A 25948-nucleotide genomic window follows, 5' to 3' on the forward strand; every position below is an offset into this window, starting at 1 on the left:
GTTCCGCACCACTGGTGCGGAACGCGCCCCGCTGCCTGTCGGTGGACCGGGCGCCTGAGGGTGTGCTCCATGCGGGCCGGTCAGCCGGCGCCGCTGTCGGCGGACCGGTCAGCTGATGCTGTACGGGTCGCCGTAGACCTTCCACTTGAGCGGCGTGTGCAGATCGAGATTGCCGTCCTTCAGGAAGACGCGCTGCTCGGTGTCGACCCGGCTGGTGTCGCTGTGCGCCTCCTCCTGCTGCATCGCCCAGACGCGGGCGTCGAGGAAGGCGTTGAGGTAGGTGGTCTCGTTGCCGCCCTGGGCCGGGGTCTTGGCCTTGGCCAGCGCCCTCTTGCGGATGGAGCTGAAGCTGGTCCTGTCGTCGCCGTCACCGTGCATGACGATGGCGTCGTAGTAGGCGAACTGGCCCAGGACCCCGACGCCGTCCGCCTTGCCCTGCTTGACGGCCGGGTTGAAGTAGACGCGGTCGCGCTCGTCGTTCTGCGCCGTCTGGAACACGCTGTCCTTGGCCGCGGTCTTCCAGGCGCTCTCGAAGGCGGAGCCGAGGCCGGAGTGGGAGTCGCTGCCGTTGACCTTCTTCAGCGCGGGGAGGTACTTGGCGAGCGGGTTCCCCGGCTCCCGGTCGGTGTACAGCTGCACCAGGTCGAGCATGTCGCCGGTTCCCGAGCAGAAGCCGATGATGCCGGCGGTGTAGCCGCGGCCATCCCCTATGTCCTCGATGTACTTGTACTGGGCCTTCCAGTCCAGCGACGAGTTCTCGGCGCTGGAGACCAGCTTCATGGCGATCTCCTTCTTCGCCGGGTCGTCGAGTCCGGTCGCCGCTGTGGCGACCTGCCGGGTGCTGTGCGAACTCAGCTGCTTTGCAGGGGTGTTGGCGGCATGAGTGGTGGCGGCTTGGGCGGTGGCGGGCACGGCCACCAGGGCCAGTCCGAGCACGGTGCGCGTGATGATCCTCTTGCTTCGTCCAGCGGTGGTGCGGTGGGGGGCTTTCACCGGTCCTCCAAGGGGAGTTCGTGCGTCGGTGTTCTGTTAGGAAGCTTTCCTATCAGCTGTACGGGAGGCCGTACACCCCCTGGAACGAAAGGAGTTGAGCGAACCGGACGCCTCCGGGGTCAGTCACGACCGGCTGGTTTGCGGATGGAGGCAGGATGTGACGTGCCGATGGGTCCGAGGTGGCGTATTTTGCCCGCATGCGACCCCCGGACCGCCGGGCGACACTCCTGTGCAACGCGCGGGAGGCGACGGAGCGGGACGGGGCGGGGGAGCGGCGAGGGCGCCGGGCCGCGCGCTGTAGCGTCTGCGGTATGGACGATCACTCTGTAGTCGATGTCGGCGACGTACGGCTCGCGTACCGCACCTGGGGCGACCCCTTCGGCGCCCCGGTGGTGCTTCTGCACGGCCTCGGCGGTTCGTCCGGGACCTGGGAGGAGACCGGCCGGGCGCTCGGTACGGAGTGGCGGGTGTACGCCGTCGACCTGCGGGGACACGGGGAGAGCGACTGGCCGGACACCTACTCGTTCGAGCTCATGCGCGACGACATTCTGGGGTTCCTGGACGAACTGGAACTGGACCGGGTCGGCATCGTCGGCCACTCCATGGGCGGGGTCGTCGCCTATCTGCTGGCCCAGGAGCACGCGGACCGGGTGGAGCGCCTCGTCCTGGAGGAGACCCCGCCGCCGTACCCCAGGGAAATGGCCGAGCCGGTACGCCCCGATGAGCCGGTCGACTACGACTGGAACGTGGTGCCTGCCATCAGGGGCCAGGTCGGGCGGCCCGACCCGGAGTGGGCGCACCGGCTCGGCGAGATCGTCGCCCCGACGCTGATCGTGACCGGTGGTCCGGCCAGTTCCATGCCGCAGGAGCGCATCGCCGACATGGCCGCGGGGATTCCGGACTCCAGAGTGATGACGATCCCGGTCGGCCACACCGTGCACGCTCTGGAGCCCGGCCAGTTCTCGGCGGCGGTCAGCGACTTCTTCACCAGCTGAGCCCGGGTACGGGAGACGGGGTGCGGGTGCGGTCGTCCGCACCCGCCACAGGCTCTATGGCTTCCACTCCGGATCGCGCCCGCTGAGGCCGATCACCCGGTCGACGAACGGTGCGTCCTGCGCAACCGCGACCGCCGGGCCGAACGCGGGTGCGCGCGTAGGGCTGTCCGGCCGGCCGAGCAGCGCATAGGAGACGCCGAGGCTCGCCGGATCCGGCGCGAACCGTTGCCCGGTCGCGCGGGCCAGGTCCCAGCCGTGCACGACGAGTTCGTTCAGCGCGATCCGCGCGGCGACCGCTGCCGGAAACGTGAAACCCCCCGCCCTTGTCTCGCCCTCCCAGGCGGCGGGGGAGCGCCAGGCCGCGATCAGCTCCTCCAGCTGCCGGGGCAGCGCGGTGCGCCAGTCCATGGCCAGTTCGGGCCCGTGGCCGGAGCCCGGGGCCGTATCCGTGTCGGGCCCGAACTCCTTCCCGGCCGCGGAGCAGAACGCCACGGTCAGCCCGGAGACATGAGCGAGCAGGTCCCGGACCGCGAAGTCCGGGCAGGGCGTGGGCCCGTCCAGCTGCCCGTCCCGCACGCCCTCGGCAAGCCGTGCCATGTGCCGGGCCGGAGGCTCCAGGTCGGGCGGAGCGCTCTCCGGGTCCTTGTGAGTATCCGTATGCGAGTCGGTGTCCATACCCTTCAGACCGGACCCGGTACGGGAACTCATCGGTCGCGGCGGAGTCCGCCAGGTCCGTCCGGTCAGCGGCGTGTCCCGGATGCCAGCCAGGCGAGGTATTCATCGCTGCCGGCTGTGATCGGGGTGGCGATGATCTCCGGGGTGTCGTAGTCGTGCACGGCCTTGATGTGCGCGGCGAGTTCCTCGAACCGGTCGGCCGTGGTCTTGCAGAGCACCCGCCACTCGGTGTCCGTCTCGATCCCGCCCTCCCACCGGTAGACGCTCCTGACCGGCCCGTCGATCTGCGCGCACGCGGCGAGACGCTTCTCGACGGCCGACGCCGCGAGGTCATGGGCCTTGCTCTCGGAGTCCGTCGTGGTGAGAACGGCCAGGTATCCGGCCATGGTGCCCCCTTCGGCTCGCTGTGCCGCGACGCTACCGCAAGAACGTCGGGCAGAACGGCAGACGGAACGGCGCACGGAAACGGCGCACGGGAACGGCGCACGGGAGAACGGTGGACGGGGGCAGCCCCGGCGCGTGCGGCGCCGGGGCTGCCCCCGTTCCTCTCCTGCGTGACCGAGCCTCAGTTCCCCAGCTGCTCGTACGCGGGCAGCGTCAGGAAGTCCGCGTAGTCGGCGTCCAGGGACACCGTCAGCAGGAGGTCGTGTGCCTGCTGCCACTTGCCCGCAGCGAACGCCTCCGCGCCGATCTCCTTCTCGATCGCGGCCAGTTCCTCCGCCGCGACCTTCCGGGCCAGCTCCGCCGTCGCGTGCTCGCCGTTCTCGAAGACCACGTTCGCGTTGATCCACTGCCAGATCTGCGAGCGGGAGATCTCCGCCGTCGCGGCGTCCTCCATCAGGTTGAAGATGGCCACCGCACCCAGGCCGCGCAGCCATGCCTCGATGTAGCGGATGCCGACCTGGACCGCGTTGACCAGGCCCTCGTACGTCGGCCTGGCGTCCAGCGAGTCGATCGCGATCAGGTCACCGGGTGCCACCGAGACGTCCTCGCGCAGCCGCTGCTTCTGGTTCGGGTTCTCGCCGAGCACCGCGTCGAACGACTTCATGGCGATCGGCACCAGGTCCGGGTGGGCGACCCAGGAGCCGTCGAAGCCGTCGGCGGCCTCGCGGTCCTTGTCCGCCTTGACCTTCTCGAAGGCCACCTTGTTGACCTCGGCGTCACGGCGCGAGGGGATGAAGGCGGCCATACCGCCGATGGCGTGCGCCCCGCGCTTGTGGCAGGTGCGGACCAGCAGCTCCGTGTACGCGCGCATGAACGGCGCCGTCATCGTGACCAGGTTGCGGTCCGGCAGGACGAACTTGGAGCCGCCGTCGCGGAAGTTCTTGACGATGGAGAACAGGTAGTCCCAGCGTCCCGCGTTCAGCCCGGACGCGTGGTCGCGCAGCTCGTAGAGGATCTCCTCCATCTCGTACGCCGCCGTGATCGTCTCGATCAGGACGGTCGCGCGGACGGTGCCCTGCGGGATGCCGACGTAGTCCTGCGCGAAGACGAAGATCTCGTTCCAGAGGCGCGCCTCCAGGTGGGACTCGGTCTTCGGCAGGTAGAAGTACGGGCCCTTGCCGAGCTCGATCAGGCGCTTGGCGTTGTGGAAGAAGTACAGGCCGAAATCGACCAGCGCGCCGGGGACGGGGCGGTCGTCGAGGACGAGGTGGCGCTCGTCGAGGTGCCAGCCGCGCGGGCGCACCACGACGGTCGCCAGCTCGTCCGCGGGCTTCAGGGCGTACGACTTGCCGGACTTCGGGTCCGTGAAGTCGATCCGGCGCTCATAGGCGTCGGTCAGATTGAGCTGGCCTGTGACAACGTTCTCCCAGGTGGGGGCGGACGCGTCCTCGAAATCTGCGAGCCAGACCCGGGCGCCCGAGTTGAGGGCGTTGATGGTCATCTTGCGGTCGGTCGGGCCGGTGATCTCGACGCGGCGGTCGTTCAGCGCGGCCGGGGCCGGCGCGACCTTCCAGCTGTCGTCGGCGCGGATGCTCGCGGTCTCCGGAAGGAAATCGAGCGAGGACGTCCGGGCGATCTCGGCACGGCGCTCGGCACGGCGGACGAGCAGCTCGTCACGGCGGTGGGTGAACCGCCGGTGCAGCTCGGCCACGAAGGCCAGGGCCGCATCGGTGAGGACCTCGTCCTGCCGGGGCAGGGGCTCGGCATCGACGATGGCCAGCGGAGACGGCGCTGGTGCGGACATGAGCTGTCACTCCTTCAGCGGGCGGTACCTGACGGCCGCAGGACTCTCATGGTGGCACGGAGTGCCACGGGGTCGCGATACGGTCGCGGGCGCTCTGTGGGGCACAGAGCGCTTCTGACGTGTGGATACTAGTTTCCTCATGGTGGAAGTTCAACGCTATGTTGACATCGAGATTCTCCGGATCGACAGAAGTCGTCGCAGAGTGCCAGGCCGGTCACTCCAAGTGGAACAGGTCCTCTACCGTGTCGATGTCGTACTCCTCGGCGATGTCGGAGCACTCGACCAGGGTGACGGCCGCCCGGTGGGCCCTGAGATAGCCGCGGGCCCCGCGGTCGCCGACGGCGCCGGCCGCGATGTCCGTCCAGCGGTCGGCGCCGAAGAGGACCGGGTGGCCGCGCTTCCCCCCGTACGAGGCGGCCACCAGGCTTGTCGCGGAGCCGCCCGCCTCCCGTACCCGGGTCACCGCCGCCGCGCCGATCCCCGGCTGGTCGACCAGCAGGACGAGGGCGGCGTCCGCCCCCGACCCGGCGAGCGAGGCGAGTCCGGTGCGCAGGGACGAGCCCATGCCCTCCTCCCACCGGGCGTTGTCGGCCAGTACGCATCCGGACAGTTCCGCCCGTTTCCGTACGTCGTCCGCCGCGGCGCCCAGGACGACATGCACCGGTCCGCAGCCGCCCTCGCGCAGCACCCGCACCGCATGCTCGACCAGCGGCCGGCCGCGGTGCTCAAGGAGGGCCTTCGGCCGTCCGCCCAGCCGCCGCCCGCCGCCTGCCGCGAGCAGCAGCCCGGCCACCACCGGTCCGGCCGGACCGGTGGCGCCCGGGTGTTTCGGGTCCGTCGTGTTCATTCTTTTCCGCCTTCGTGTCGCATCAGGACTGGATACCTCATGGACACCACCCCGTCCGGCTGAATTCCCGCTGTGGAGTGGCGAGAACGCCGGGCGGTGGCGTTAACTGACTCGTGACCCGCGGTGTCCGACCAGCGCCACACGGTCGATCAACCGTAGGGAACGACCGGCACAGAGTGGTGCGAGGGGGAACTTTGTTGCGAAGTGCGGGCCAGAAACGCGTAACGGGCACCGGTGACGACCCCAGGGTGTCGGAGCTCAGCTCATCGGTCGCCCGGCTCCGCCGTGAACTGGCCGCCCACCCGGCCCAGTTCCCGGACCGTGCCATCGCCGAGGACGAACTGGCCGCCCTGGAGGCCATGGCCAGGAGCGGTGTGCCGGAAATCCTGCCGCTGCGCCGCTCGTTGCTGCTGGTCGCCGGGGCGATCGGCTCGGTCAGCGCCCTCGCGGTCTCCCTCGCGGAGGTGCGGAACGCGGTGGAGCTCTTCGGATCGGCCACCTGATGTCCGTCCGCAGAGTGGTGCCGGACATCACCACGGACGCCATGGCGGAGAGCCGCGACTTCTACGCTCTGCTCGGGCTCGGCGAGGTCATGAACCACGGCTCGCTCATCACCCTCGCCTCGCCCGTCAACCCCACCGCGCAGATCACCCTCACCACGCAGGACGCGAGCGCCGCGGTCCAGCCCGACGTCTCGGTCGAGGTGGAGGACGTGGACGCGGTGCACGCGGCGATGCTGGCCGCCGGGGCGGAGGTCGTGCGTCCGCTCCAGGACGAGGAGTGGGGCGTCCGGCGGTTCTTCGTACGCGATCCGAACGGCACGGTGGTCAATGTGCTGAGCCACCGGCACGGCGGATGAGCCGTTTCGCCGAGGCCGCGGCCACCGCCGACGTACGGGAGTCGACACCCAGCTTCGCGTAGATGTGCACCAGATGGGACTTCACCGTCGCCTGGCTGAGGAAGAGCGCCTTGCTGATCTGCTGGTTCGACAGCCCGTCCGCGACCAGCTGCAGCACCTCCAGCTCCCGGCGGGTGAGCGACTCGCCCGGTGTGCGCATCCGGTCCATCAGCCGGTGGGCGACGGCCGGGGCCAGCGCCGAGCGGCCCGCCGCCGCGGTCCGCACGGCGGCGGCCAGCTCCTCCGGCGGGGCGTCCTTCAGCAGATAGCCGCTCGCCCCGGCCTCGACAGCGGCCAGGATGTCCGCGTCCGTGTCGTATGTCGTCAGCACCAGGACCCTGGGCGCGCCTTCGGCGGCGGCGATCGCGGCCGTGGCCTGTGCGCCGTGCATGCCCGCGCCGAACTGAAGGTCCATCAGGACGACATCGAACCCGCCCGAAGCGGCCAGCTCGACGGCCTGCTCGGCGGTCGACGCCTCCCCGGCGACCCGGAAACCCGGCTCGGTGTCGAGTACGGCGCGCAGCCCGGCCCGTACCACCGGGTGGTCGTCGGCGAGCAGCAGCCGGATCGTCATGCGGACACCTCTTCCGGCGCGGGCGCCTGATCGGATTCGGGCAGCGGCAGGGTGACCGCGATGGCCGTCCCCTGGCCCGGCGCGGACTCGACGGCGAAGGTGCCGCCCAGCGACTCGACCCGCGCACGCATGGCGCGCAGCCCGAATCCGCCCTCTGTCGACGGGGTACCGGCGGAGAGCGGATCGAAGCCGGAGCCGTTGTCGACGACGTCCAGGGCGACCGCGGTCTCCATGAAGCTCAGGGTGATCCCGGCGCGGGACGCCCCGGCGTGCCGCACGGTGTTGGCGAGCGCCGACTGCGCGATACGCAGCAGCGCCACCTCGTACGGGGTGGGCAGCGCGACCGGCGTACCACTGGTGGAGAACCGGACGCGCGGTCCGGGGCTGCCGGTGCTGAGGCGGTCGAGCGCGGCCGCCAGCGAACCGTGTTCGAGCGCGGGCGGCGAGAGCGCCCGCACAAAGCGGCGGGCCTCGGCCAGATTGTTCTGCGCGGCCTGGCGCGCCTGTTCGATGTGGGTGGCGGCCGGAGCTCCGGCGGGCAGCGTGCGCCCCGCGGCCCGCAGCAGCAACTGGATGGAGGAGAGCCCCTGGGCGAGCGTGTCGTGGATCTCCCGGGCGAGCCGCTCGCGCTCGGCGAGTGTGCCCGCGGCCCGTTCGGCTTCGGCGAGTTCGGCCCGGGTCGAGATCAGCTCTTCGATCAGCCGGCGGCGGCTCTCGCTCTCGCGGTAGAGCACCTGGTAGCCGAGGACGGTGGCCACGGCGACCGCCGCCCCGAGCAGCGGCCCGATGAACGCACCGGGATTCAGCGCCGCGCCGTGCCCCAGATAGGCGGCGATGGCCGCACCCGCCGTGACCAGCACCACCGGAACCGACCAGCGCACCGGCAGCAGGTGCAACTGGAGGAAGTACAGCGGGAAGGCCATCCACAGCCCGTCCGGCGAGACCACGAGCAGCCCCAGCCAGGCGAGGCCCAGGACCCCGAGCCAGACCGCGGCGGAGCGGCGTGAACTCCGTACCGAAGGCCAGGCCGTGCCCGCCGCGTACACCGCGCCCATGACCGCGGCGGCGGCCACCACCGCGGGCGCGTCCGCCGGCTGACCGGCGAGCGCCCGCACCGCGGCCAGCGCCAGCAGCCCCGCCATCAGCAGATGGAGGCAGAGCCGCAGGACGAGCAGGGCGGGGGTCAGTGCACGGGGGTCCATGATCCCTCCAGCGTAGGCGGATCGTCCCGGAACGCCCTCAATCGAAAGGTTGACTGCCGGCTCCGCCCTTCGATCCGCGCGGAGCCATCCGTGGCGCGATGCCCGCGCACCTCTGTGGCCAGCAGGGTGGGGCACATGTTCGTCGCATGGAGAGATCTGAGGTTCGCCCGGGGGCGGTTCGCCCTGATGGGGACGGTCGTCGTACTCATCACGCTGCTGGTCGGGCTGCTGTCCGGGCTGACCGCCGGGCTGGCCAAGGACAACACGTCCGCCATCACCCGGCTGCCCGCCGACCATCTGGCCTTCGCCGCGCCGCCCTCCGGGCAGTCCCCGTCCTTCTCCGGGTCGCGGCTGCCGCAGAGCGCCTGGCGGACCTGGGCCGCTCAGCCCGGAGTGCGGAGCGCGCAGCCGGTGGCCATCGACACCGCCGATGCCGAGGCGGGCGGGCGCACGGCCGCGGTCTCCGCGTTCGGGGTGCGGCCCGGTTCAGGTCTGGCGCCCGTGGACCCGGGGCGCTCCGGTGTGGTGCTGTCCACCGGCGCCGCGGAGGACCTGGGGGCGGCGGCCGGGGACACCGTCACGCTGTCCGGCCGAAAGCTCACGGTGAAGGCGGTCGCCGGGGACGACTCGTACAGCCACACCCCGGTCGCCTGGACCTCGCTCGCCAAGGGGGAGCAGGCCAGTGTGGTGGCCCTGACCACCCACGGGGCCGACATCGGCACGGGCGACCGCGCCGCAGGTACGACGACGCTGACCCGGGACGGCTCGCTGGGCGCGCTCCCCTCCTACCAGGCGGAGAACGGCTCGCTCCAGCTGATGCGGGGCTTCCTCTTCGTCATCTCGGCCCTGGTGACAGGCGCGTTCTTCACCGTCTGGACGATCCAGCGCAGCGGCGACATCGCCGTTCTGAAGGCGCTGGGCGCCTCCACCCCGTATCTGCTGCGCGACGCGCTCGGGCAGGCGGTCGTGATGCTGCTGTCCGGGGTGGTGCTGGGCACCGCCGTGGCGGCCGGGACCGGCGCAGTCGTACCGGCGAGTGTTCCGTTTGTGCTCGATCCGCTGACCGCTGCCGTCCCCGCCGCCGTGACCGTCGCCCTCGGGGTGCTCGGCGCCGCTCTGTCCATCCGGCGGATCACCGCCGTCGACCCGCTGACCGCACTCGGGAGCGCACGATGACCCTCACCCTCGACGCCGTGACGCTGACCTACCCCGACGGGGACGGCCGGCTGGTCGCCCTGGACGCGGTCTCCCTCGATGTCCCGGCCGGTTCGCTGACGGCGGTGGTCGGGCCTTCCGGCTCCGGCAAGTCGAGCCTGCTCGCCGTGGCGGCGACGCTGGTCACCCCCGAGCGCGGCCGGGTGGTGGTCGACGGAACGGACACGGCCTCGCTGAACCGCGCGGGGAAGGCGGCGCTCCGGCGCGACCGTATCGGGATCGTCTTCCAGCAGCCGAATCTGCTCCCCGCGCTGACCGCCGCCGAGCAGCTCCAGGTGATGGCGCATCTCGCGGGCAGATCCACCGGGCAAGTACGGGAGAGAGCGCGGGAGTTGCTGGACGCGGTGGGCCTCGCCGACCAGGCGGGGCGGCGTCCGCACCAGCTGTCGGGCGGGCAGCGGCAGCGCGTCAACATCGCCCGTGCGCTGATGAACGAGCCGTCGGTGCTGCTGGTCGACGAGCCCACCAGCGCCCTCGACCACGAGCGGGGCGCGGGCGTGCTCGACCTGCTGACCACGCTGACCAGGGCGCGCGGGACCGCGACGGTGCTGGTCACCCATGACCACGCCCATCTGGACCGGATGGACCGGACGGTTTCGATGGCGGACGGGCGGCTCACGGTGCCGGTGGCATGAAGCACGCGGACAGGCGGCTCATGGTGCAGGGCGGCTGAGGTGCACGGATGGGCGGGACGCCCGGACCCGGACAGGGGCCTGGACCCGGACAAGCCGGGGCCAACCTGCTGCGGCCCCGTGGCCGCGAGGAGGGCGGGATCAGACCTGCTGCGGTCCCGTGCTCGCGAGGGTGGCCGAGAGTTCGAGTGCGATGCCCTGGAGGATCGGCACGATCCGCTCGGTCGCCTCCTCCGTCACCCGGCCCGCCGGGCCCGAGATCGAGATCGCGGCGGCGGTGGGGGAGTTGGGGACCTGGACCGCGAGACAGCGGACCCCGATCTCCTGCTCGTTGTCGTCCACCGCGTACCCCGCCCGGCGCACGGCCTCCAGCGCGTCGAGAAACCCCTCGGGCGTGGTGATCGTCTTCTCGGTGGCGGCCGGCATACCGGTCCTCGCGAGCAGCGCCCTGACCTCGGGCGCCGGGGTGTATGCGAGAAGTGCCTTGCCGACGCCGGTGGAGTGCGGCAGGACCCGCCGTCCCACCTCGGTGAACATCCGCATCGAGTGCTTCGAGGGGACCTGGGCGACGTACACGATCTCGTCCCCGTCGAGCAGGGCCATGTTCGCGGTCTCGCCGGTCTCCTCGACCAGCCGGGCGAGATAGGGGCGCGCCCAGGTCCCGAGCAGCCGGGCCGACGACTCGCCGAGCCGGATCAGCCGCGGGCCCAGGGCGTAGCGCCGGTTGGGCTGCTGACGTACGTAACCGCAGGCGACCAGGGTGCGCATCAGCCGGTGGATCGTGGGCAGCGGCAGACCGCTGGCGGCCGAGAGCTCGCTCAGGCCGACCTCCCCGCCGGAGTCGGCCATCCGCTCCAGCAGGTCGAAGGCGCGCTCCAGGGACTGGACGCCACCGCTCGGTGCTGCGGTCTTGGCGTCGGGTGCGCTGGCGTGGGACTGCGGCACGGCGGCGGTCCTTTCGAGGCGGGCGGGGCAAGGCGCCAGCCTACCGGTCCGCGGTCCGCGGCATCCGCTCAGGCGACGGGCGTAGGCGCCGGTCAGGACCCCTTTGTCCGGATCGGGCCGTCGGATGGGTACGATCCGGCCCCAGGGTCACCACGAGAAGCACATTCCGGTGGCCGAAATTTGGCTTTTGCTTTGTGGAATCGTACAGGCGACCGGTTCGGTCTTGACGCGCCACGGTGTGCGGCGAACACTCCATTACTGGAACGTGAATTTCGCTATATGGAAAGAGGGGCCCGGGTGTCCACCACCGAACTGGTACTGCGCTCGACGCGTGTCATCACCCCCCAGGGGACACGCGCCGCATCGGTCGCCGTTGCCGAGGGAAAGATCGCGGCAGTGCTGCCCTACGACGCGGAGGTGCCGGAGGGTGCCCGGCTGACGGACTTCGGGGACGATGTGCTGCTTCCCGGTCTCGTCGACACCCATGTCCATGTGAACGACCCCGGGCGTACCGAGTGGGAGGGGTTCTGGACCGCCACCAGGGCCGCGGCGGCGGGCGGCATCACCACTCTGCTCGACATGCCGCTGAACTCGCTGCCGCCGACCACCACCGCCGCCAATCTGCGGACCAAGCAGGATGTGGCCCGCAGCAAGGCCCATATCGATGTCGGCTTCTGGGGCGGCGCGATCCCCTCCAACGTCAAGGACCTGCGCCCGCTGTACGACGCCGGGGTGTTCGGGTTCAAGTGCTTCCTGTCGCCGTCCGGCGTCGAGGAGTTCCCCGAGCTGGACCAGGAGGAGCTCGCCCGTTCCATGGCGGAGATCGCCGGTTTCGGCGGGCTGCTGATCGTCCACGCCGAGGACCCGCACCAGCTGGCCGACGCCCCGCAGCGCAGCGGCCCGCAGTACGCGGACTTCCTGGCCTCCCGCCCGCGCGCCGCCGAGAACGCGGCCATCGAGGGCCTCATCGCGCTCGCCCGGCGCCTTGACGCACGGATCCACATCCTGCATCTCTCGTCCAGCGACGCGCTGCCGCTGATCGCCGCGGCCAGGCGGGAGGGCGTCCGCGTCACCGTGGAGTCCTGCCCGCACTTCCTGACCCTGACGGCGGAGGAAGTCCCGGACGGGGCAACGGAGTTCAAGTGCTGCCCGCCGATCCGCGAGGCCGCCAACCAGGACGCGCTGTGGCAGGGGCTCGCCGACGGGACGATCGACTGCATCGTCTCCGACCACTCGCCCTGCACCACCGACCTCAAGACCCCCGACTTCGCCGACGCGTGGGGCGGGATCTCCTCCCTCCAGCTGGGGCTCCCGGCGATCTGGACGGCTGCACGCGAGCGGGGCCACACCCTCGACGACGTGGTCCGCTGGATGTCCACGGCGCCCGCCGCGCTCGCCGGGCTCTCCGCCAAGGGCGCGATCGAGGCCGGACGGGACGCCGACTTCGCGGTCCTCGCGCCCGACGACACGTTCACCGTCGACCCGGCCGAGCTGTACCACCGGAACCAGGTCACGGCGTACGCGGGCAAGACCCTGTACGGGGTGGTGCGCTCCACCTGGCTGCGGGGCGTACGGATCGCCGAGGACGGCGTACCGGGCGAGCCGGTGGGCCGACTGCTTGAACGCGACGGCGGCTGAGGGGCGGGACGACGGTTCGGGGGCCGGGACCGCCCGGCGGCGCCGTCGAGGCGGTCTCATCGGCCGGGCCGCCCCGCCGGGCCGTGGACAGTAGGGTTCGCACGTCCCGGCAGAGCGGAGGACGGCACCGGCAGGTCCCAGTCCCGGTGGGAAGCGGAGCGGGCGCCTCGCACCGCCTCCGGAACCGAACGGCCGGTGCCGGCCGTTCATCTGCCGGTACGGACGTACGTACCCGCCCCGCCACCGCCCCAAGGAGAACCGGCCGTGACCCTCCAGCAAGAGATCGTCGGCAATGCCATGCAGATGGCCGTCGTCAGCCTTCAGCCAGGCCAGACCGTCTACTGCGAGGCCGGGAAGTTCCTCTTCAAGACCTCGAACGTGAGCATGGAGACGCGTCTCTCCGGTCCCGGCGGTGGCGGCGGCCAGCAGGGGCCGGGCCAGCAGGGGGCGAGCGGTGGCATGGGCGGGATGCTCAGGCAGGCCATGGGCACCGCGATGCAGGTCGGCCAGCGGGCCCTGGCGGGCGAGTCGCTCGCCTTCCAGTACTTCGCGGCGACCGGAGGCGAGGGCACGGTCGGATTCGCGGGCGTGCTCCCGGGTGAGATGCGGGCCCTGGAGCTGAACGGCAGCCGGGCGTGGTTCGCCGAGAAGGACGCGTTCGTGGCGGCGGAGTCCACGGTCGACTTCGGTATCGCCTGGCAGGGCGGCCGGACCGGCCGCAGCGGCGGCGAGGGCTTCATCCTGGAGAAGTTCACCGGCCGCGGCACCGTGATCATCTGCGGCGCGGGCAACTTCATCGACCTCAACCCGGCCGACTTCGGCGGCCGTATCGAGGTCGACACCGGCTGCATCGTCGCCTTCGAGGAGGGCATCGAGTACGGCGTCCAGCGCATCGGCGGACTCAACCGCCAGGGCATGATGAACGCCGTCTTCGGCGGCGAGGGCCTGTCCCTGGCCACTCTTGAGGGCAACGGCCGTGTCATCCTCCAGTCGCTCACCATCGAGGGTCTCGCGAACGCCCTGAAGAAGGCGCAGGGCGGCGACAAGCAGGGACCCACGGGCGGGCTCTTCTCCACGAACGCCGGATAGACCGGCCGGCGCCCGGGTAGACCGGCCGGGCCGTACGCCGTCGGCCAGGACCGGAGCTGTCGGACGGGGCCGTACGCTGTCGCTGTCGGTCAGGCCCCGGCGGCGTACGGCCCCTGACCGGCCCACGGCCCCGGCGGGGCAGCGTGCGGCCGGGCCCGGCGGTGCGCCCGCCCGCCGTGGATCCCGGGTCCCGGCAGCTCCCGCGGTCCCGGCAGCTCCCAAAGTCTCGGACTCCGCGACTTTGGTCTCGACTGCCCGCCTGAACACCGCACCGGCGCGGACCGCTGCGTAACTTTGTCGATATGACGCGTTCGGAGTACCCCTGGCTGCTGCCATCGGCCCTCGCGGGCAGCGAACCCGCCCCGGACCGGGTGAGGCCGCGCCGTACCCTGCGCGACTGGATCGTGGACGTCACGGCCTTCGTGATCGCGCTGGTCATCGGGGTGCTGGCCCTGGACTCCCTCAGCAACCAGCCGGGCTACTCCGACCTCGACAGCGTCGCCGACATGCTGATGGGCGCCGTCTCCTGCTGCGCGCTGTGGGTGCGCAGGCGCTGGCCGGTGGGGCTCGCCGCGGTGCTCGTGGTGGTCAGCGCGTTCGCGCCGCTCGCCGCCGGGGCCGTGCTGGTGGCGCTGTTCAGCGTGGCCGTGCACCGGCCGTTCCGGCCGGTCCTGGTGCTGGGGGCTGCGGCGGTCGCGGCGGGGGGAGTGCAGCCCGCTCTGCGCCCCGACCCGTCCATGTCCTGGATCAGCTCGACGCTGTACGGGATGGTCCTGGTCCTGCTGGTGATCCTGTGGGGCATGTTCGTACGCTCCCGGCGCCAGCTCGTCGTCGTGCTGCGCGAACGCGCCCACCGCGCCGAGGCGGAGGCCGACCTCCGCGCCGAACAGGCCCAGCGGCTGGCCCGCGAGGCCATCGCCCGGGAGATGCACGACGTACTGGCGCACCGGCTGACCCTGCTCAGCGTCCACGCCGGAGCCCTGGAGTTCCGGCCCGACGCACCCCCGCCCGAGGTGGCCCGCGCCGCCGGGGTCATCCGGGACAGCGCCCACGAGGCCCTCCAGGACCTGCGCGAGATCATCGGCGTGCTCCGGACCCCGGGCGACGGCGAGGAGAACCGGCCACAGCCCACCCTGGCCACGCTCGGCGCCCTGGCCGCCGAGTCCCGGCAGGCCGGGATGTCGGTCACCCTGCACGACGAGGTCGCCGACCCGTCCACCGTCCCGGCCGCCACCGGACGCACGGCCTACCGCATCGCCCAGGAGGGGCTCACCAACGCCCGCAAACACGCGCCGGGGGCCGAGGTCACCGTCACGGTCGCGGGCAGCCCCGGCACCGGGCTGACCGTCGAGGTACGGAACCCGCCGCCGCCCGGTGCCGTGCCGAAGGTGCCCGGTTCCGGCCAGGGGCTGATCGGGCTCACCGAGCGGGCCACCCTCGCGGGCGGCCGGCTCGACCACGGCGCGGCGGACGGCGGCGGCTTCCGGCTCGCCGCCTGGCTACCCTGGCCGGCGTGACCATCAGGCTCCTCGTCGTCGACGACGACCCCCTCGTACGCGCCGGGCTCGCCCTCATGCTCGGCGGCGCCGACGACATCGAGATCGCCGGTGAGGCGGCGGACGGCTCCGAGGTGCCCGCGCTGGTCGCGGCGCTCCATCCCGATGTGGTCCTGATGGACATCCGGATGCCGGGCGTCGACGGACTGACGGCCACCGAACGGCTGCGCGGCGGTGCCGGTGCCCCCGAGGTCGTCCTGCTCACCACCTTCCACGCCGACGAACAGGTGCTGCGGGCGCTGCGCGCGGGCGCGGCCGGGTTCGTGCTCAAGGACACCCCGCCCGCCGAGATCGTCGCCGCGGTCCGCCGGGTGGCGGCCGGCGACCCGGTGCTCTCGCCCGCTGTCACCCGGCAGCTGATGCGGCACGCGGCGGGCGGCGCCGCCGACGACCGGGCGGTGCGGGCCCGGACCCGGCTGGGCCAACTCTCCGAGCGTGAGCGGGAGGTGGCGGTCGCCGTCGGACGCGGCGAGCCCAACGCGGCGATCGCGGCGGCCCTCTATCTGAGCGTGCCCACCGTCAAGACCCAGGTGTCGCGCATCCTGGCCCGCCTCGGCCTCAACAACCGTGTCCAGATCGCGCTGCTGGTCCACGACGCGGGGTTCCTGGACGGCGGCGGCGACGTACGCTGAGGCGATGACGCTGATCGATCTGCGGCAGGACACGGCGGACTTCAACGCGAACCCGTATCCGTACTACGAGAAGATGCGCGCCGCCGGGCCGGTGCACCGTATCCGGACCGAGGACACCGACGCCGCTGGCGTCTGGCTCGTTGTCGGTCACGAGGAGGCACGGGCCGCGTTCAACGACCCGAGGCTGATCAAGGATCCCCGGCGACTGAGCGACTGGAAGGACGAGTCGGACGGCCTCTTCTCCAACATGCTGGACACCGATCCGCCCCAGCACACCCGGCTGCGCAAGCTGGTGGCCCGGGAGTTCACCGCGCGCCGCGTCCAGGCGCTGCGCCCGCGGGTGCAGGAGATCACCGACGCCTGCCTCGACGCCATGCTTGCGGCGCCCGAGCGCACGGCCGATCTGGTGGACTCGCTGGCCTTCCCGCTGCCGATGACCGTCATCTGTGAACTCTTCGGCGTGCCCGACCTGGACCGGGCGAGCTTCCGGGTCTGGTCCAACGAGCTGATCGGCCCCTCCGGCGGCGACCAGGAGAGCGCCGCGGTCCGGGCGATGAGCGGCTATCTCGTCTCGCTCATCGAGGCCAAGCGGGAGCGGCCAGGCGATGACCTGCTGAGCGCGCTGATCCGGGCCCGTGACGAGGACGGCGGACAGCTGTCGGCCCAGGAACTCGTCGGGATGGCCTTCCTGCTGCTCGTCGCGGGCCATGAGACCACCGTCAACCTCATCTCCAACGGCGTGCGCGCGCTCCTCGCGCACCCGGACCAACTGGCCGCGCTGCGCGCCGACATGAGCCTACTGGACGGAGCCGTCGAGGAGATGCTGCGCTACGACGGACCGGTGGAGACCGCCACCTACCGGCACGCGGCGGAGCCCCTGCGGATCGGTTCGGCCGACATCGCGGCGGGCGATCCCGTACTGGTCTCGCTCGGCTCGGCCGACCGCGACCCGGACCGCTTCCCGGACGCCGACCGGTTCGACATCCGGCGCGCCCCGCAGGGACACCTCGCCTTCGGGCACGGCATCCACTTCTGTCTGGGCGCGCCGCTGGCCAGGATGGAGGGCCGGATCGCCGTCCGTACGCTGCTGGAACGCTGCCCCGCCCTGGCGCTCGACCCGGACGGCGGCGCATACCAGTGGATTCCCGGGCTGCTGATGCACGGGGTGCGGAAACTGCCGGTGCGCTGGTGACACCGGGACGACGGGACGCCGCCGGACGACGAGGAGTGGTGTGATGAGCGGACCCGACCTGGAGCTGGCCCGCAGGACGCTCGACGCGCAGCCCTTCAGCCGGCTGCTGGGCACGCGCGTCACCGGGTTCGGCGACGGCGCGGCCGTCCTTGAGGTGGACGTACGCGACGAACTCCTCCAGCAGGACGGCTTTCTGCACGGGGGAGTCCTGGCGTACGCGGCGGACAACGCCCTGACGTTCGCCGCCGGGACCACGCTGGGGGCCGCCGTGCTGACCGGCGGCTTCTCCATCCAGTACGTACGGCCGGGCGCGGGCCGTACGCTCGTCGCCCGCGCCGAAGTGGTGCACACCGGGCGCCGCCAGGCCACGGTCCGCTGCGAGCTGTTCATGGTGCGCGACGACGGCGACGAGGTGCTGTGCGCCGTGGCGCAGGGCACGGTGCTCTCGGCCGCCGCGCCGCCATCGACGTGACAGGGCGTCAATCCGCTTAGCGGGCAGGAGTGTTGGGGAGTGTTCCGGTCATCCCGCGACCAGTTCGGCCGCGTGGACCGGGCGGCGCTCCCGGCGCGACAGCTCGCACGCCTCCGCGACGCGCAGCGCGGCCAGCGCCTCCCGGCCGTCGCACGGATTGGCCAGCTCGCCCCGTGCCACCCGCAGAAACGCGTCGAGCTCGGCCTCGTAGGCCGGGGCGAACCGCTCCAGGAAGCCGGGCCACGGCCGGCCCGCGGGCGGCGGGCCCTGCGGTTCGGTCGAGGTGACCGGCGTACGGCCGTCGAGCCCCACCACGATCTGGTCCAGCTCCCCGGCCAGCTCCATCCGTACGTCGTAGCCCGCCCCGTTGCACCGGGTGGCGGTCACCGTGACCAGCGTCCCGTCGTCCAGGGTGAGCAGCGCGGCAGCCGTGTCCACATCACCGGCCTCGCGGAACATCGCGGGCCCCGCGTCCGACCCGGTTGCGTACACCTCGGCCACCTCGCGCCCGGTCACCCACCGCACCATGTCGAAGTCGTGCACCAGGCAGTCCCGGTAGAGCCCGCCGGAGAGCGGCAGATACGCGGCGGGCGGCGGCGCGGGGTCGGAGGTCAGCGCGCGGACGGTGTGCAGCCGGCCGAGCGAGCCCGACCGTACCCGCTCGCGGGCCGCCGTGTACCCGGCGTCGAAGCGCCGCATGAAGCCGAGCTGGAGGACGGTGCCCGCCTCCTCGGCCTCCCGGAGCGCGGCCAGGGTGCCGGGCAGATCGGTGGCGACGGGCTTCTCGCAGAAGACCGGCAGTCCGCAGCGGGCGGCCCGGCCGATCAGGGCGGCGTGCGATGAGGTCGCCGATGCGATGACCACCGCGTCCACGCCCCGGGCGAAGAGTTCGTCCACCGACGGGACGGCCGTCGCCCCGGTCTGCCGCGCGACCTCCGCGGCGCGCGCACCTTCGGCGTCGGCCACCAGCAGCGCGCCGACGTCCCGGTGGCCGCTGAGCACCCTCGCGTGGAAGGAACCGATCCGGCCTGTCCCGATGAGTCCGATACGCATGGACCCCAACGTGGCCGCAGCTCCGCCCCCTGTCAAGCCTTTGTCCTGACAACCGGACCTGGGCTACCCTCTCGGCGTGTCCAAACCCGAGGCGGACCCCGCCCTCAGCCTTGAGCTCAGCGTGGACCGCGGCAGTCCGGTCCCGCTGTACTTCCAGCTCGCCCAGCAGCTGGAGTCGGCCATCGAGCGGGGCAGGCTCGCCCCGGGCAGCCTGCTGGGCAATGAGATCGACCTCGCGGGACGCCTCGGCCTGTCGCGCCCCACCGTCCGCCAGGCCATCCAGTCGCTCGTCGACAAGGGGCTGCTGGTCCGCCGCAGAGGAGTCGGCACCCAGGTGGTGCACAGCCGGATCAGACGCCCGCTCGAACTGAGCAGCCTCTACGACGACCTGCTCGCCGCGGGACAGCACCCCACCACCACGGTCCTGCGCAACGAGACCGTCCCCGCGCCCGCCGATGCGGCCGCCGCACTCGGAGTGCCCGAAGGCGGCCAGGTCCGGTATGTCGAGCGGCTGCGGTTCGCGTACGGCGAGCCCATGGCGCAGCTCCGCAACTATCTGCCCGAAGGGCTGCTGCCGCTGGAGACGGCGCGGCTGGAGTCCACCGGTCTGTACCGGCTGCTGCGCGTCGCGGGGATCACCCTGCACAGCGCCCGCCAGTCGGTGGGCGCGCGCGCCGCGACCGCCGACGAGGCCGCCCGGCTCGGGGAGCAGGAGGGGGCGCCGCTGCTGACCATGGAGCGGACCACCTACGACTCCACGGGACGGGCCGTCGAGTTCGGCACCCACACCTACCGGGCCTCGCGGTACGCCTTCGAGTTCCAGCTGCTGGTACGCCCGTAGGGCCTGCCGCCGAAGTGCGGACGCGAAGTGCCGTCCGCCGCGCGGTCGTCCGGGCCGCCACAGCTCGTAAGAATGTTCTGACAAACCATTGACGAGGCCGGGTGCCCGCCGCTAGAACTCCTCTGCCGCAACCCGGCGGCCGGGAGAGAGGGCGGACCCCCTTGCGTACGACCCGTACAGCAGCAGCGCACCCCTCCGCACCCCTGGGCGGTACCCGATGACTCGTCCGCGACCAGCGGTGACCCATACTTGGGCCGCCGGTCCGGACGGGACCGGCCAGCGTCCGCACCGGCGGGCACGGCAGCAGGCGCGGCGGCCGGCGCAGACACGGCGACCGCGGCAGGCACAGGAACACCGAGAAGGGCATCACGTCGTGGCAAGGGTACGAAGCTGGGTCAGCGGGGCGCTGGCGCTGGCGCTGGGGCTCTCCCTGGCGGGATGCAGCAGCACCGGGGGCAAGCGGGCCGAGGAGCGCGCATCGCGGGCCGCGGCCGTCGGAAAGGCGGCGGTGAACACCCCCCGCTGGAAGTTCGCGATGGTCACCCACTCGGGAGACGGCGACACCTTCTGGGACATCGTCCAGAAGGGCTCCAAGCAGGCGGCGGCCAAGGACAACATCACCTTCCTCTACTCGCACAGCGAGGAGGGCCAGCAGCAGGCCCAGCTGGTGCAGACCGCCATCGACCAGAAGGTCGACGGGCTGATCGTCACCCTTGCCAAGCCCGACTCGATGAAGGCCGTCGTGCAGAAGGCCGAGAAGGCCGGCATCCCGGTGATCACGGTGAACTCCGGCTCCGAGGAGTCCAAGCAGTTCGGCGCGCTCACCCATATCGGCCAGGACGAGACGATCGCCGGCCAGGCCGTCGGCGACGAACTCAACAAGCGCGGACGCAAGAAGGCGCTCTGCATCCTGCACGAGCAGGGCAACGTCGGCCATGAGCAGCGCTGCGCAGGTGCCAAGAAGAACTTCCACGGCACCATGGAGAACCTGTACGTCGACGGCACCAACATGCCCGACGTCCAGTCCTCCATCGAGGCCAAGCTCCAGGCCGACCACTCCATCGACTCGGTCGTCACCCTCGGCGCGCCCTTCGCCGACGCCGCCGTCCAGGCCAAGGACACCGCGGGCAGCAAGGCCGAGATCGACACCTTCGACCTGAACGCCAAGGTCGCCTCCGCCCTTCAGAAGGGCACCCTCGGCTTCGCCGTCGACCAGCAGCCGTACCTCCAGGGGTACGAGGCGGTCGACCTGCTCTGGCTCTACAAGTACAACCGCAACGTCCTCGGCGGCGGCCGCCCGGTCCTCACCGGCCCCCAGGTCATCACCAAGAAGGACGCGGGCACGCTCGCCGCCTACACGCAGCGGGGGACCCGATGAGCACCGCCACCCGGGCGCCCGACGAGCGGCTGCTGCGGCCCTCACTGCTGCGCCGGCTGCTCAACCGCCCCGAGCTGGGCTCGGTGGTGGGCGCCGTCGCCGTCTTCGTCTTCTTCTCCTTCGTCGCCGACAGCTTCCTGCGGCCCTCCAGCCTCTCCACCGTGCTGTACGCGGCGTCGACCCTGGGCATCATGGCCGTACCGGTGGCGCTGCTGATGATCGGCGGCGAGTTCGACCTGTCGGCCGGGGTGATGGTGACCAGCTCGGCGCTGGTCTCCTCGATGTTCAGCTACCAGATGACCGCGAACGTCTGGGTCGGCGTCGGGGTATCGCTGCTCGTCACGCTCGCCATCGGCGCCTTCAACGGCTTCATGCTGACCCGCACCAGGCTCCCCAGCTTCATCATCACGCTGGGCACCTTCCTGATGCTGACCGGGCTCAACCTCGGCTTCACCAAGCTGATCAGCGGCACCGTGTCGACGAAGTCCATCGGCGACATGGAGGGCTTCCCCTCGGCGAAGAAGGTCTTCGCCTCCCAGCTCAGCATCGGCAACGTCGACCTCAAGGTCACCCTCCTGTGGTGGGCCGCGCTGATCGCCGTGGCGACCTGGGTGCTGCTGCGCACCCGCGCCGGGAACTGGATCTTCGCGGTCGGCGGCAACGACGACGCGGCCCGCGCGGTCGGCGTCCCGGTCGTCAGGACCCGGATCGGGCTCTACATGGGTGTGGCCTTCGCGGCCTGGATCTCCGGTCAGCACCTGCTCTTCAGCTATGACGTGGTGCAGTCGGGCGAAGGGGTCGGCAACGAGCTGACGTACATCATCGCGGCGGTCATCGGCGGCTGTCTGATCACCGGCGGCTACGGTTCGGCGATCGGCTCCGCGGTCGGTGCCTTCATCTTCGGCATGACCAGCAAGGGCATCGTGTACGCGGAGTGGAACCCGGACTGGTTCAAGTTCTTCCTGGGAGCCATGCTGCTCCTGGCCGCCCTGCTCAATGCCTGGGTGCGCAAGCGAGCGGAGGCGTCTCGATGACGGAGCAGATCACGCCGGGGGAGCCGGAGCGGGCACCCCTGGTGGAACTCGACCGCGTCAGCAAGTTCTACGGGAACATCAAGGCGCTCGAAGAGGTCTCCCTCGTCGTGCACGCGGGCGAGATCTCCTGTGTGCTCGGGGACAACGGCGCGGGCAAGTCCACCCTCATCAAGATCATCTCCGGGCTGCACCGACACGACGCGGGACGCTTCCTGATCGAGGGCGAGGAGACGAGTCTCGGCAAACCGCGCGAGGCGCTCGACCGGGGCATCGCCACCGTCTACCAGGACCTCGCCGTCGTCCCGCTCATGCCGGTCTGGCGGAACTTCTTCCTCGGTTCGGAGCCGGTGAAGGGCGCGGGCCCGCTCAAACGCCTCGACGTCCGGCTGATGCGTGAGACGACCCGCTCCGCGCTGGCGCGCATGGGTATCGACCTGCGCGATGTCGACCAGCCCATCGGCACCCTCTCCGGCGGTGAGCGGCAGTGCGTGGCGATCGCCCGCGCCGTCCACTTCGGGGCCAGGGTGCTGGTCCTGGACGAGCCCACCGCCGCGCTCGGTGTGAAGCAGTCCGGGGTGGTGCTGAAGTACGTCGCCGCCGCCCGGGACGCGGGGCTCGGCGTGGTCCTCATCACGCACAACCCGCACCACGCCTATCTGGTCGGAGACCGCTTCGTCCTGCTGAAGCGGGGCGCGATGTTCGGCAGCCACAGCAAGGACCGGATCACCCTGGACGAGCTGACCCGGCAGATGGCGGGCGGCAGCGAGCTGGAGGAGCTGAGCCACGAGCTCCAGCGGGCACCGCGCCCCGGCGAGCCCGGCCCGCCGCAGCCGGGCCCGGACGGACCCGGCCCGGACGGACCCGGCCCGGACGACGGACCCGGCAGCACCGCATCCGACTCCGACAAGACGGGCGGAAACCCCGCCGGGGACGCCTCCTGAGGATTCGGGTGGCATCATCTGTCCGATGAGTACGTACCGTGACTTCGCGCACCGCGGCTCCGCCCGCGCCACGGTCCTGCGGACCGTCGGGACCCGCGAGCGGCGCTCGCACCTCACAGCGCCCCGCGTCCCGACCGTCGGCATCGACATCGGCGGTACGAAGGTGATGGCGGGCGTCGTCGACGCCGACGGCGTCATCCTGGAGAAGATCAAGACCGAGACGCCCGACAAGTCCAAGAGCGCCAAAGTCGTCGAGGACACCATCGTGGAGCTGGTCCTCGACCTCTCCGACCGTCACGATGTGCACGCCGTCGGCATCGGAGCGGCCGGCTGGGTCGACGCCGACCGCTCCAGGGTCCTCTTCGCCCCGCACCTCGCCTGGCGGGACGAGCCGCTGCGCGACGCGCTCCAGGGCAGGCTCGCCGTCCCCGTCATGGTCGACAACGACGCCAACACCGCCGCCTGGGCCGAGTGGCGCTTCGGCGCGGGCCGGGGCGAGGACCATCTGGTGATGATCACGCTCGGTACCGGCATCGGCGGGGCCATCCTGGAGGACGGTCAGGTCAAGCGCGGCAAGTACGGCGTCGCGGGTGAATTCGGTCATATGCAGGTCGTCCCCGGAGGCCACCGCTGCCCCTGCGGGAACCGCGGCTGCTGGGAGCAGTACAGCTCGGGCAACGCACTCGTCCGCGAGGCCAAGGAGATGGCCGCGGCCGACTCCCCGGTGGCGTACAGCATCATCGACCGCGTCAAGGGCAACATCCCCGACATCACAGGCCCGCTCATCACCGAACTGGCCCGTGAGGGCGACGCGATGTGCGTCGAGCTGTTCCAGGACATCGGGCAGTGGCTCGGCGTCGGAATCGCCAATCTCGCCGCCGCTCTCGACCCGTCCTGCTTCGTCGTCGGCGGGGGCGTCAGCGCCGCCGACGACCTCCTGATCGGGCCCGCGCGGGACGCCTTCCGGCGCCAGCTGACGGGCCGCGGTTACCGCCCCGAGGCCCGGATCGCGAAGGCGCAGCTCGGCCCGGAGGCAGGTATGGTCGGGGCGGCCGACCTCTCCAGGCTGATCGCCCGGCGGTTCCGCAGGGCGAACCGCCGCCGTGTGGAGCGCTACGAGCGGTACGCACAGGCCGCCCGTACCACCCGCACCACCCAGGGATCCCCGTAATGACGACGCCCGTGCCGCAGCAGACCTCGCCCCCCGGGGGCGGTGAGCGGTCGCCGGAGGACCACCGGCACATGATCCGCCGCCGCTGGCTCACCGCGGTGATCATCGTGCTTCTCATCGGTATCCCGGCCGGCTATCTGGTCATCTCCGCCGGGCAGAGCCGCGACAGCGGCCGGGCCAACGAGAAGGAGGCCATGGCGACCGGACTGGTGCACCACTGGCCGTCCAAGGTGCAGCGCCGTACGTTCAACGTACCGATCCCGGAGAACGCGGTGGGCGTCTGGTACTACCAGACCAGCAACTGGAAGGTCAGTCGGCTGTACGTCCGGTTCACCACCACCCAGGCCGGTCTCGACGCCTTCCTCAAGGAGGCGGGCACCAGCAGCGCGGCGCTCAAGGACGGGAAGGTCAGCGTCAGCCCGCGGAACGCGAAGATCGTCGGCTGGAAGTTCCCCGACACCCGCGACTGGGCGGGCACGACCGTCACCCGCAAGAAGCCGCTGCCCACCGTCGACATCACGGTGGACCGGACCTTCCCGCGTGGCAAGCGGGTGTACCTGGTGTCGACCGACACTCCCTGAGGCCGCTGTTCCGTACGGACTGACGCTACGGACTGACGCTGGTCAGCGGTCGTGACCTCGCGGGTCGGCCCGGCCGAGCAGTTCCCCGTTGTCCTGGCCGAGGGCGGGTGCGGGGCGGCGGAAGGTGTCCAGGCCCGCCCCGAAGACGACGGGGAAGCGGGCCTGCGGGCCGCCGCCGCGGTCCTGCGGGGTGGCGAAGAGCCGGCGCGCGATGGTGTGCGGGTCGGCGAGGAGTTCCTCCGGGGTGGCCACCACCGGGGCCCAGGGGACGTCGAGCCCGGTCAGGCGCTCCTCCCACCAGGCGTGGTCGCGCGCCCGGAACACGCCGTGCAGGAGGTCGCCGACCTGCCTGCGGGCCGTGGTGCGGTCGGCGCGCCGGTCGTAGGCGGTGGTGTCCAGCTCGGGGAAGTCGTCGGCCAGCCCGGTGCGGAAGCGGTACCAGAACTTGTCCTCGAACGTCGCCAGCGACAGGAGGCGTCCGTCGCCGGTGGTGAAGACGTCGTTGTCACCCTGGACCAGGCCGGCTTCGAGCGGGTCGGCGAGGCCGCGCAGCGGCAGCGCGAACAGTGAGCACCAGGCGGCGATGGATTCGCTCAGGGCCACATCGATGTGCTGTCCCTCGTGGCCGGGGCCGAGTGCGGCGGTGAGCGCGAGCGCCGCGTGCAGGGCGCCTGCCATGTCGCCGACCCGGACGCCGGGGCGGGTGATGTGGCCGTCCAGGCGCCCGGGTACGCCGAAGAATCCGGAGAGCCCGAGGAAGTTGAGTTCGTGGCCGGGCCGGTGGGCGTACGGGCCGGTCTGGCCGTAGCCGCTGAGAGAACACAGGACGAGGCGCGGGCTGGCGGCCCGCAGGGTGGCGTAGCCCAGATCCATGGCGTCCAGAACACCCGGGCGGAAGCTCTCCACGACGGCGTCGGCCGTACGCACCAGACCGAGGAACGCGCTGCGGCCCGCCGGGGTGCGCAGGTCGAGGGTGACCGAGCGCTTGTTGCGGTTGAGGGCATCGAAGAGGGCGGGCGAGGTACGCAGAGGATCGCCGGAGCCGGGGTCCTCGACCTTGATGACGTCTGCGCCCAGGTCGGCGAGGAGTGAGGTGGCGTACGGGCCCGGCAGGAGCCGGGAAAGATCGAGGACGCGGATGCCGGACAGGGCCGACCAAGTGGGCTCCGTACTCAAGTGGGCTCCGTACTACGGGAAGTGGCCATC

General features: G+C 71.6%; 27 protein-coding genes. 17 read left to right on the forward strand and 10 right to left on the reverse strand.

Translation table 11 applies throughout. The features are described from left to right. Positions 1-108: 108 nt before the first annotated feature. Positions 109-993 carry a chitosanase gene (locus tag ACWGKJ_RS12975; protein ID WP_385034095.1) on the reverse strand — a complete coding sequence of 295 codons (885 nt, stop codon included), beginning with the start codon at positions 991-993 and terminating at the stop codon, positions 109-111. 311 nt (positions 994-1304) lie between these two features. Between ACWGKJ_RS12975 and ACWGKJ_RS12980 the strand changes: the two genes are divergently transcribed. After that, a complete protein-coding gene (locus ACWGKJ_RS12980; protein ID WP_385034098.1) occupies positions 1305-1988 on the forward strand; it encodes an alpha/beta fold hydrolase in 684 nt (227 codons plus the stop codon). 54 nt (positions 1989-2042) lie between these two features. Here the strand turns inward: ACWGKJ_RS12980 and ACWGKJ_RS12985 are convergent, their stop codons facing one another. From ACWGKJ_RS12985 to ACWGKJ_RS13000, 4 genes are all read right to left on the reverse strand, one after another. Next, positions 2043-2696, reverse strand: a complete 654-nt coding sequence (locus tag ACWGKJ_RS12985; RefSeq protein ID WP_385034101.1) for a TIGR03086 family metal-binding protein — start codon at positions 2694-2696, stop codon at positions 2043-2045. A 32-nt stretch (positions 2697-2728) separates the two neighbouring features. Continuing rightward, positions 2729-3049 carry a divalent-cation tolerance protein CutA gene (cutA, locus tag ACWGKJ_RS12990; RefSeq protein WP_385034104.1) on the reverse strand — a complete coding sequence of 107 codons (321 nt, stop codon included), beginning with the start codon at positions 3047-3049 and terminating at the stop codon, positions 2729-2731. A gap of 179 nt (positions 3050-3228) precedes the next feature. Next, on the reverse strand, positions 3229-4851 hold the full coding sequence (gene aceB / locus ACWGKJ_RS12995) for a malate synthase A (protein WP_453315727.1): 1623 nt from the start codon (positions 4849-4851) through the stop codon (positions 3229-3231). 214 nt (positions 4852-5065) lie between these two features. After that, positions 5066-5698: a nucleotidyltransferase family protein gene (locus ACWGKJ_RS13000; protein ID WP_385027316.1), complete on the reverse strand. Its 633-nt coding sequence runs from the start codon at positions 5696-5698 to the stop codon at positions 5066-5068. A gap of 194 nt (positions 5699-5892) precedes the next feature. Here ACWGKJ_RS13000 and ACWGKJ_RS13005 point away from each other — a divergent pair, with 194 nt between their 5' ends. Both ACWGKJ_RS13005 and ACWGKJ_RS13010 read left to right on the forward strand, forming a co-directional pair. Then, a complete protein-coding gene (locus ACWGKJ_RS13005; protein ID WP_385027313.1) occupies positions 5893-6201 on the forward strand; it encodes a DUF5955 family protein in 309 nt (102 codons plus the stop codon). Beyond that, positions 6201-6557 (forward strand): VOC family protein, encoded by a 357-nt coding sequence (locus ACWGKJ_RS13010; RefSeq protein WP_385027310.1) that lies wholly within the window; start codon positions 6201-6203, stop codon positions 6555-6557. Before ACWGKJ_RS13005 ends, ACWGKJ_RS13010 begins: the two co-directional genes overlap by 1 nt. Here ACWGKJ_RS13010 and ACWGKJ_RS13015 read toward each other — a convergent pair. Together ACWGKJ_RS13015 and ACWGKJ_RS13020 are read right to left on the reverse strand one after the other, a co-directional pair. Beyond that, entirely contained in the window at positions 6526-7170 is a 645-nt protein-coding gene (locus ACWGKJ_RS13015) for a response regulator (protein ID WP_385027307.1), read from the reverse strand. The genes ACWGKJ_RS13010 and ACWGKJ_RS13015 overlap by 32 nt on opposite strands. Next, on the reverse strand, positions 7167-8372 hold the full coding sequence (locus tag ACWGKJ_RS13020; RefSeq protein ID WP_385027304.1) for a sensor histidine kinase: 1206 nt from the start codon (positions 8370-8372) through the stop codon (positions 7167-7169). Before ACWGKJ_RS13020 ends, ACWGKJ_RS13015 begins: the two co-directional genes overlap by 4 nt. A gap of 135 nt (positions 8373-8507) precedes the next feature. On the opposite strand from ACWGKJ_RS13020, the gene ACWGKJ_RS13025 reads away from it, so the two are divergent. Both ACWGKJ_RS13025 and ACWGKJ_RS13030 read left to right on the forward strand, forming a co-directional pair. Next, positions 8508-9548 (forward strand): ABC transporter permease, encoded by a 1041-nt coding sequence (locus tag ACWGKJ_RS13025; protein WP_385027301.1) that lies wholly within the window; start codon positions 8508-8510, stop codon positions 9546-9548. Next, the gene (locus ACWGKJ_RS13030; RefSeq protein WP_385027298.1) at positions 9545-10222 is read left to right on the forward strand and encodes an ABC transporter ATP-binding protein; all 678 of its coding nucleotides are present in this window, start codon (positions 9545-9547) and stop codon (positions 10220-10222) included. The genes ACWGKJ_RS13025 and ACWGKJ_RS13030 overlap by 4 nt, the downstream gene beginning before the upstream one ends. A gap of 138 nt (positions 10223-10360) precedes the next feature. On the opposite strand, the gene ACWGKJ_RS13035 is transcribed toward ACWGKJ_RS13030, so the two are convergent. Beyond that, on the reverse strand, positions 10361-11164 hold the full coding sequence (locus ACWGKJ_RS13035; protein WP_385027295.1) for an IclR family transcriptional regulator: 804 nt from the start codon (positions 11162-11164) through the stop codon (positions 10361-10363). 297 nt (positions 11165-11461) lie between these two features. Between ACWGKJ_RS13035 and allB the strand changes: the two genes are divergently transcribed. From allB to ACWGKJ_RS13065, 6 genes are all read left to right on the forward strand, one after another. Beyond that, positions 11462-12802 carry an allantoinase AllB gene (gene allB, locus ACWGKJ_RS13040; RefSeq protein ID WP_385027292.1) on the forward strand — a complete coding sequence of 447 codons (1341 nt, stop codon included), beginning with the start codon at positions 11462-11464 and terminating at the stop codon, positions 12800-12802. A gap of 264 nt (positions 12803-13066) precedes the next feature. Further along, entirely contained in the window at positions 13067-13891 is an 825-nt protein-coding gene (locus tag ACWGKJ_RS13045) for an AIM24 family protein (protein ID WP_385027289.1), read from the forward strand. A gap of 302 nt (positions 13892-14193) precedes the next feature. After that, complete coding sequence (locus ACWGKJ_RS13050) at positions 14194-15408, forward strand: sensor histidine kinase (RefSeq protein ID WP_385027285.1); 1215 nt, start codon at positions 14194-14196, stop codon at positions 15406-15408. Beyond that, positions 15396-16079 carry a response regulator transcription factor gene (locus tag ACWGKJ_RS13055; protein ID WP_385027334.1) on the forward strand — a complete coding sequence of 228 codons (684 nt, stop codon included), beginning with the start codon at positions 15396-15398 and terminating at the stop codon, positions 16077-16079. The genes ACWGKJ_RS13050 and ACWGKJ_RS13055 overlap by 13 nt, the downstream gene beginning before the upstream one ends. 4 nt (positions 16080-16083) lie before the next feature. After that, positions 16084-17271, forward strand: coding sequence for a cytochrome P450 family protein (locus ACWGKJ_RS13060; RefSeq protein WP_385027282.1), 1188 nt, complete (start codon positions 16084-16086; stop codon positions 17269-17271). 43 nt (positions 17272-17314) lie between these two features. Beyond that, complete coding sequence (locus ACWGKJ_RS13065) at positions 17315-17743, forward strand: PaaI family thioesterase (RefSeq protein WP_385027279.1); 429 nt, start codon at positions 17315-17317, stop codon at positions 17741-17743. 48 nt (positions 17744-17791) lie between these two features. Here the strand turns inward: ACWGKJ_RS13065 and ACWGKJ_RS13070 are convergent, their stop codons facing one another. Further along, positions 17792-18796, reverse strand: coding sequence for a Gfo/Idh/MocA family protein (locus ACWGKJ_RS13070; RefSeq protein WP_385027276.1), 1005 nt, complete (start codon positions 18794-18796; stop codon positions 17792-17794). 121 nt (positions 18797-18917) lie between these two features. Between ACWGKJ_RS13070 and ACWGKJ_RS13075 the strand changes: the two genes are divergently transcribed. The 6 genes from ACWGKJ_RS13075 (at position 18918) to ACWGKJ_RS13100 (ending at position 24742) form a co-directional block, all read left to right on the forward strand. Continuing rightward, a complete protein-coding gene (locus tag ACWGKJ_RS13075) occupies positions 18918-19637 on the forward strand; it encodes a GntR family transcriptional regulator (RefSeq protein WP_385027331.1) in 720 nt (239 codons plus the stop codon). A gap of 373 nt (positions 19638-20010) precedes the next feature. Then, positions 20011-21015 carry a sugar ABC transporter substrate-binding protein gene (locus tag ACWGKJ_RS13080; protein ID WP_385027273.1) on the forward strand — a complete coding sequence of 335 codons (1005 nt, stop codon included), beginning with the start codon at positions 20011-20013 and terminating at the stop codon, positions 21013-21015. Then, positions 21012-22049, forward strand: a complete 1038-nt coding sequence (locus tag ACWGKJ_RS13085; RefSeq protein WP_385027270.1) for an ABC transporter permease — start codon at positions 21012-21014, stop codon at positions 22047-22049. The genes ACWGKJ_RS13080 and ACWGKJ_RS13085 overlap by 4 nt, the downstream gene beginning before the upstream one ends. Next, positions 22046-22990, forward strand: coding sequence for an ATP-binding cassette domain-containing protein (locus ACWGKJ_RS13090; RefSeq protein WP_385027267.1), 945 nt, complete (start codon positions 22046-22048; stop codon positions 22988-22990). The genes ACWGKJ_RS13085 and ACWGKJ_RS13090 overlap by 4 nt, the downstream gene beginning before the upstream one ends. A gap of 25 nt (positions 22991-23015) precedes the next feature. After that, complete coding sequence (locus tag ACWGKJ_RS13095; RefSeq protein ID WP_385027264.1) at positions 23016-24161, forward strand: ROK family glucokinase; 1146 nt, start codon at positions 23016-23018, stop codon at positions 24159-24161. After that, positions 24161-24742, forward strand: a complete 582-nt coding sequence (locus tag ACWGKJ_RS13100) for a hypothetical protein (RefSeq protein WP_385027261.1) — start codon at positions 24161-24163, stop codon at positions 24740-24742. The genes ACWGKJ_RS13095 and ACWGKJ_RS13100 overlap by 1 nt, the downstream gene beginning before the upstream one ends. A 42-nt stretch (positions 24743-24784) precedes the next feature. Here ACWGKJ_RS13100 and ACWGKJ_RS13105 read toward each other — a convergent pair whose 3' ends face one another. Further along, complete coding sequence (locus tag ACWGKJ_RS13105) at positions 24785-25918, reverse strand: CaiB/BaiF CoA transferase family protein (protein ID WP_385027258.1); 1134 nt, start codon at positions 25916-25918, stop codon at positions 24785-24787. Positions 25919-25948 lie beyond the last annotated feature (30 nt).

Source organism: Streptomyces sp. NPDC054757 (genome assembly GCF_053612185.1).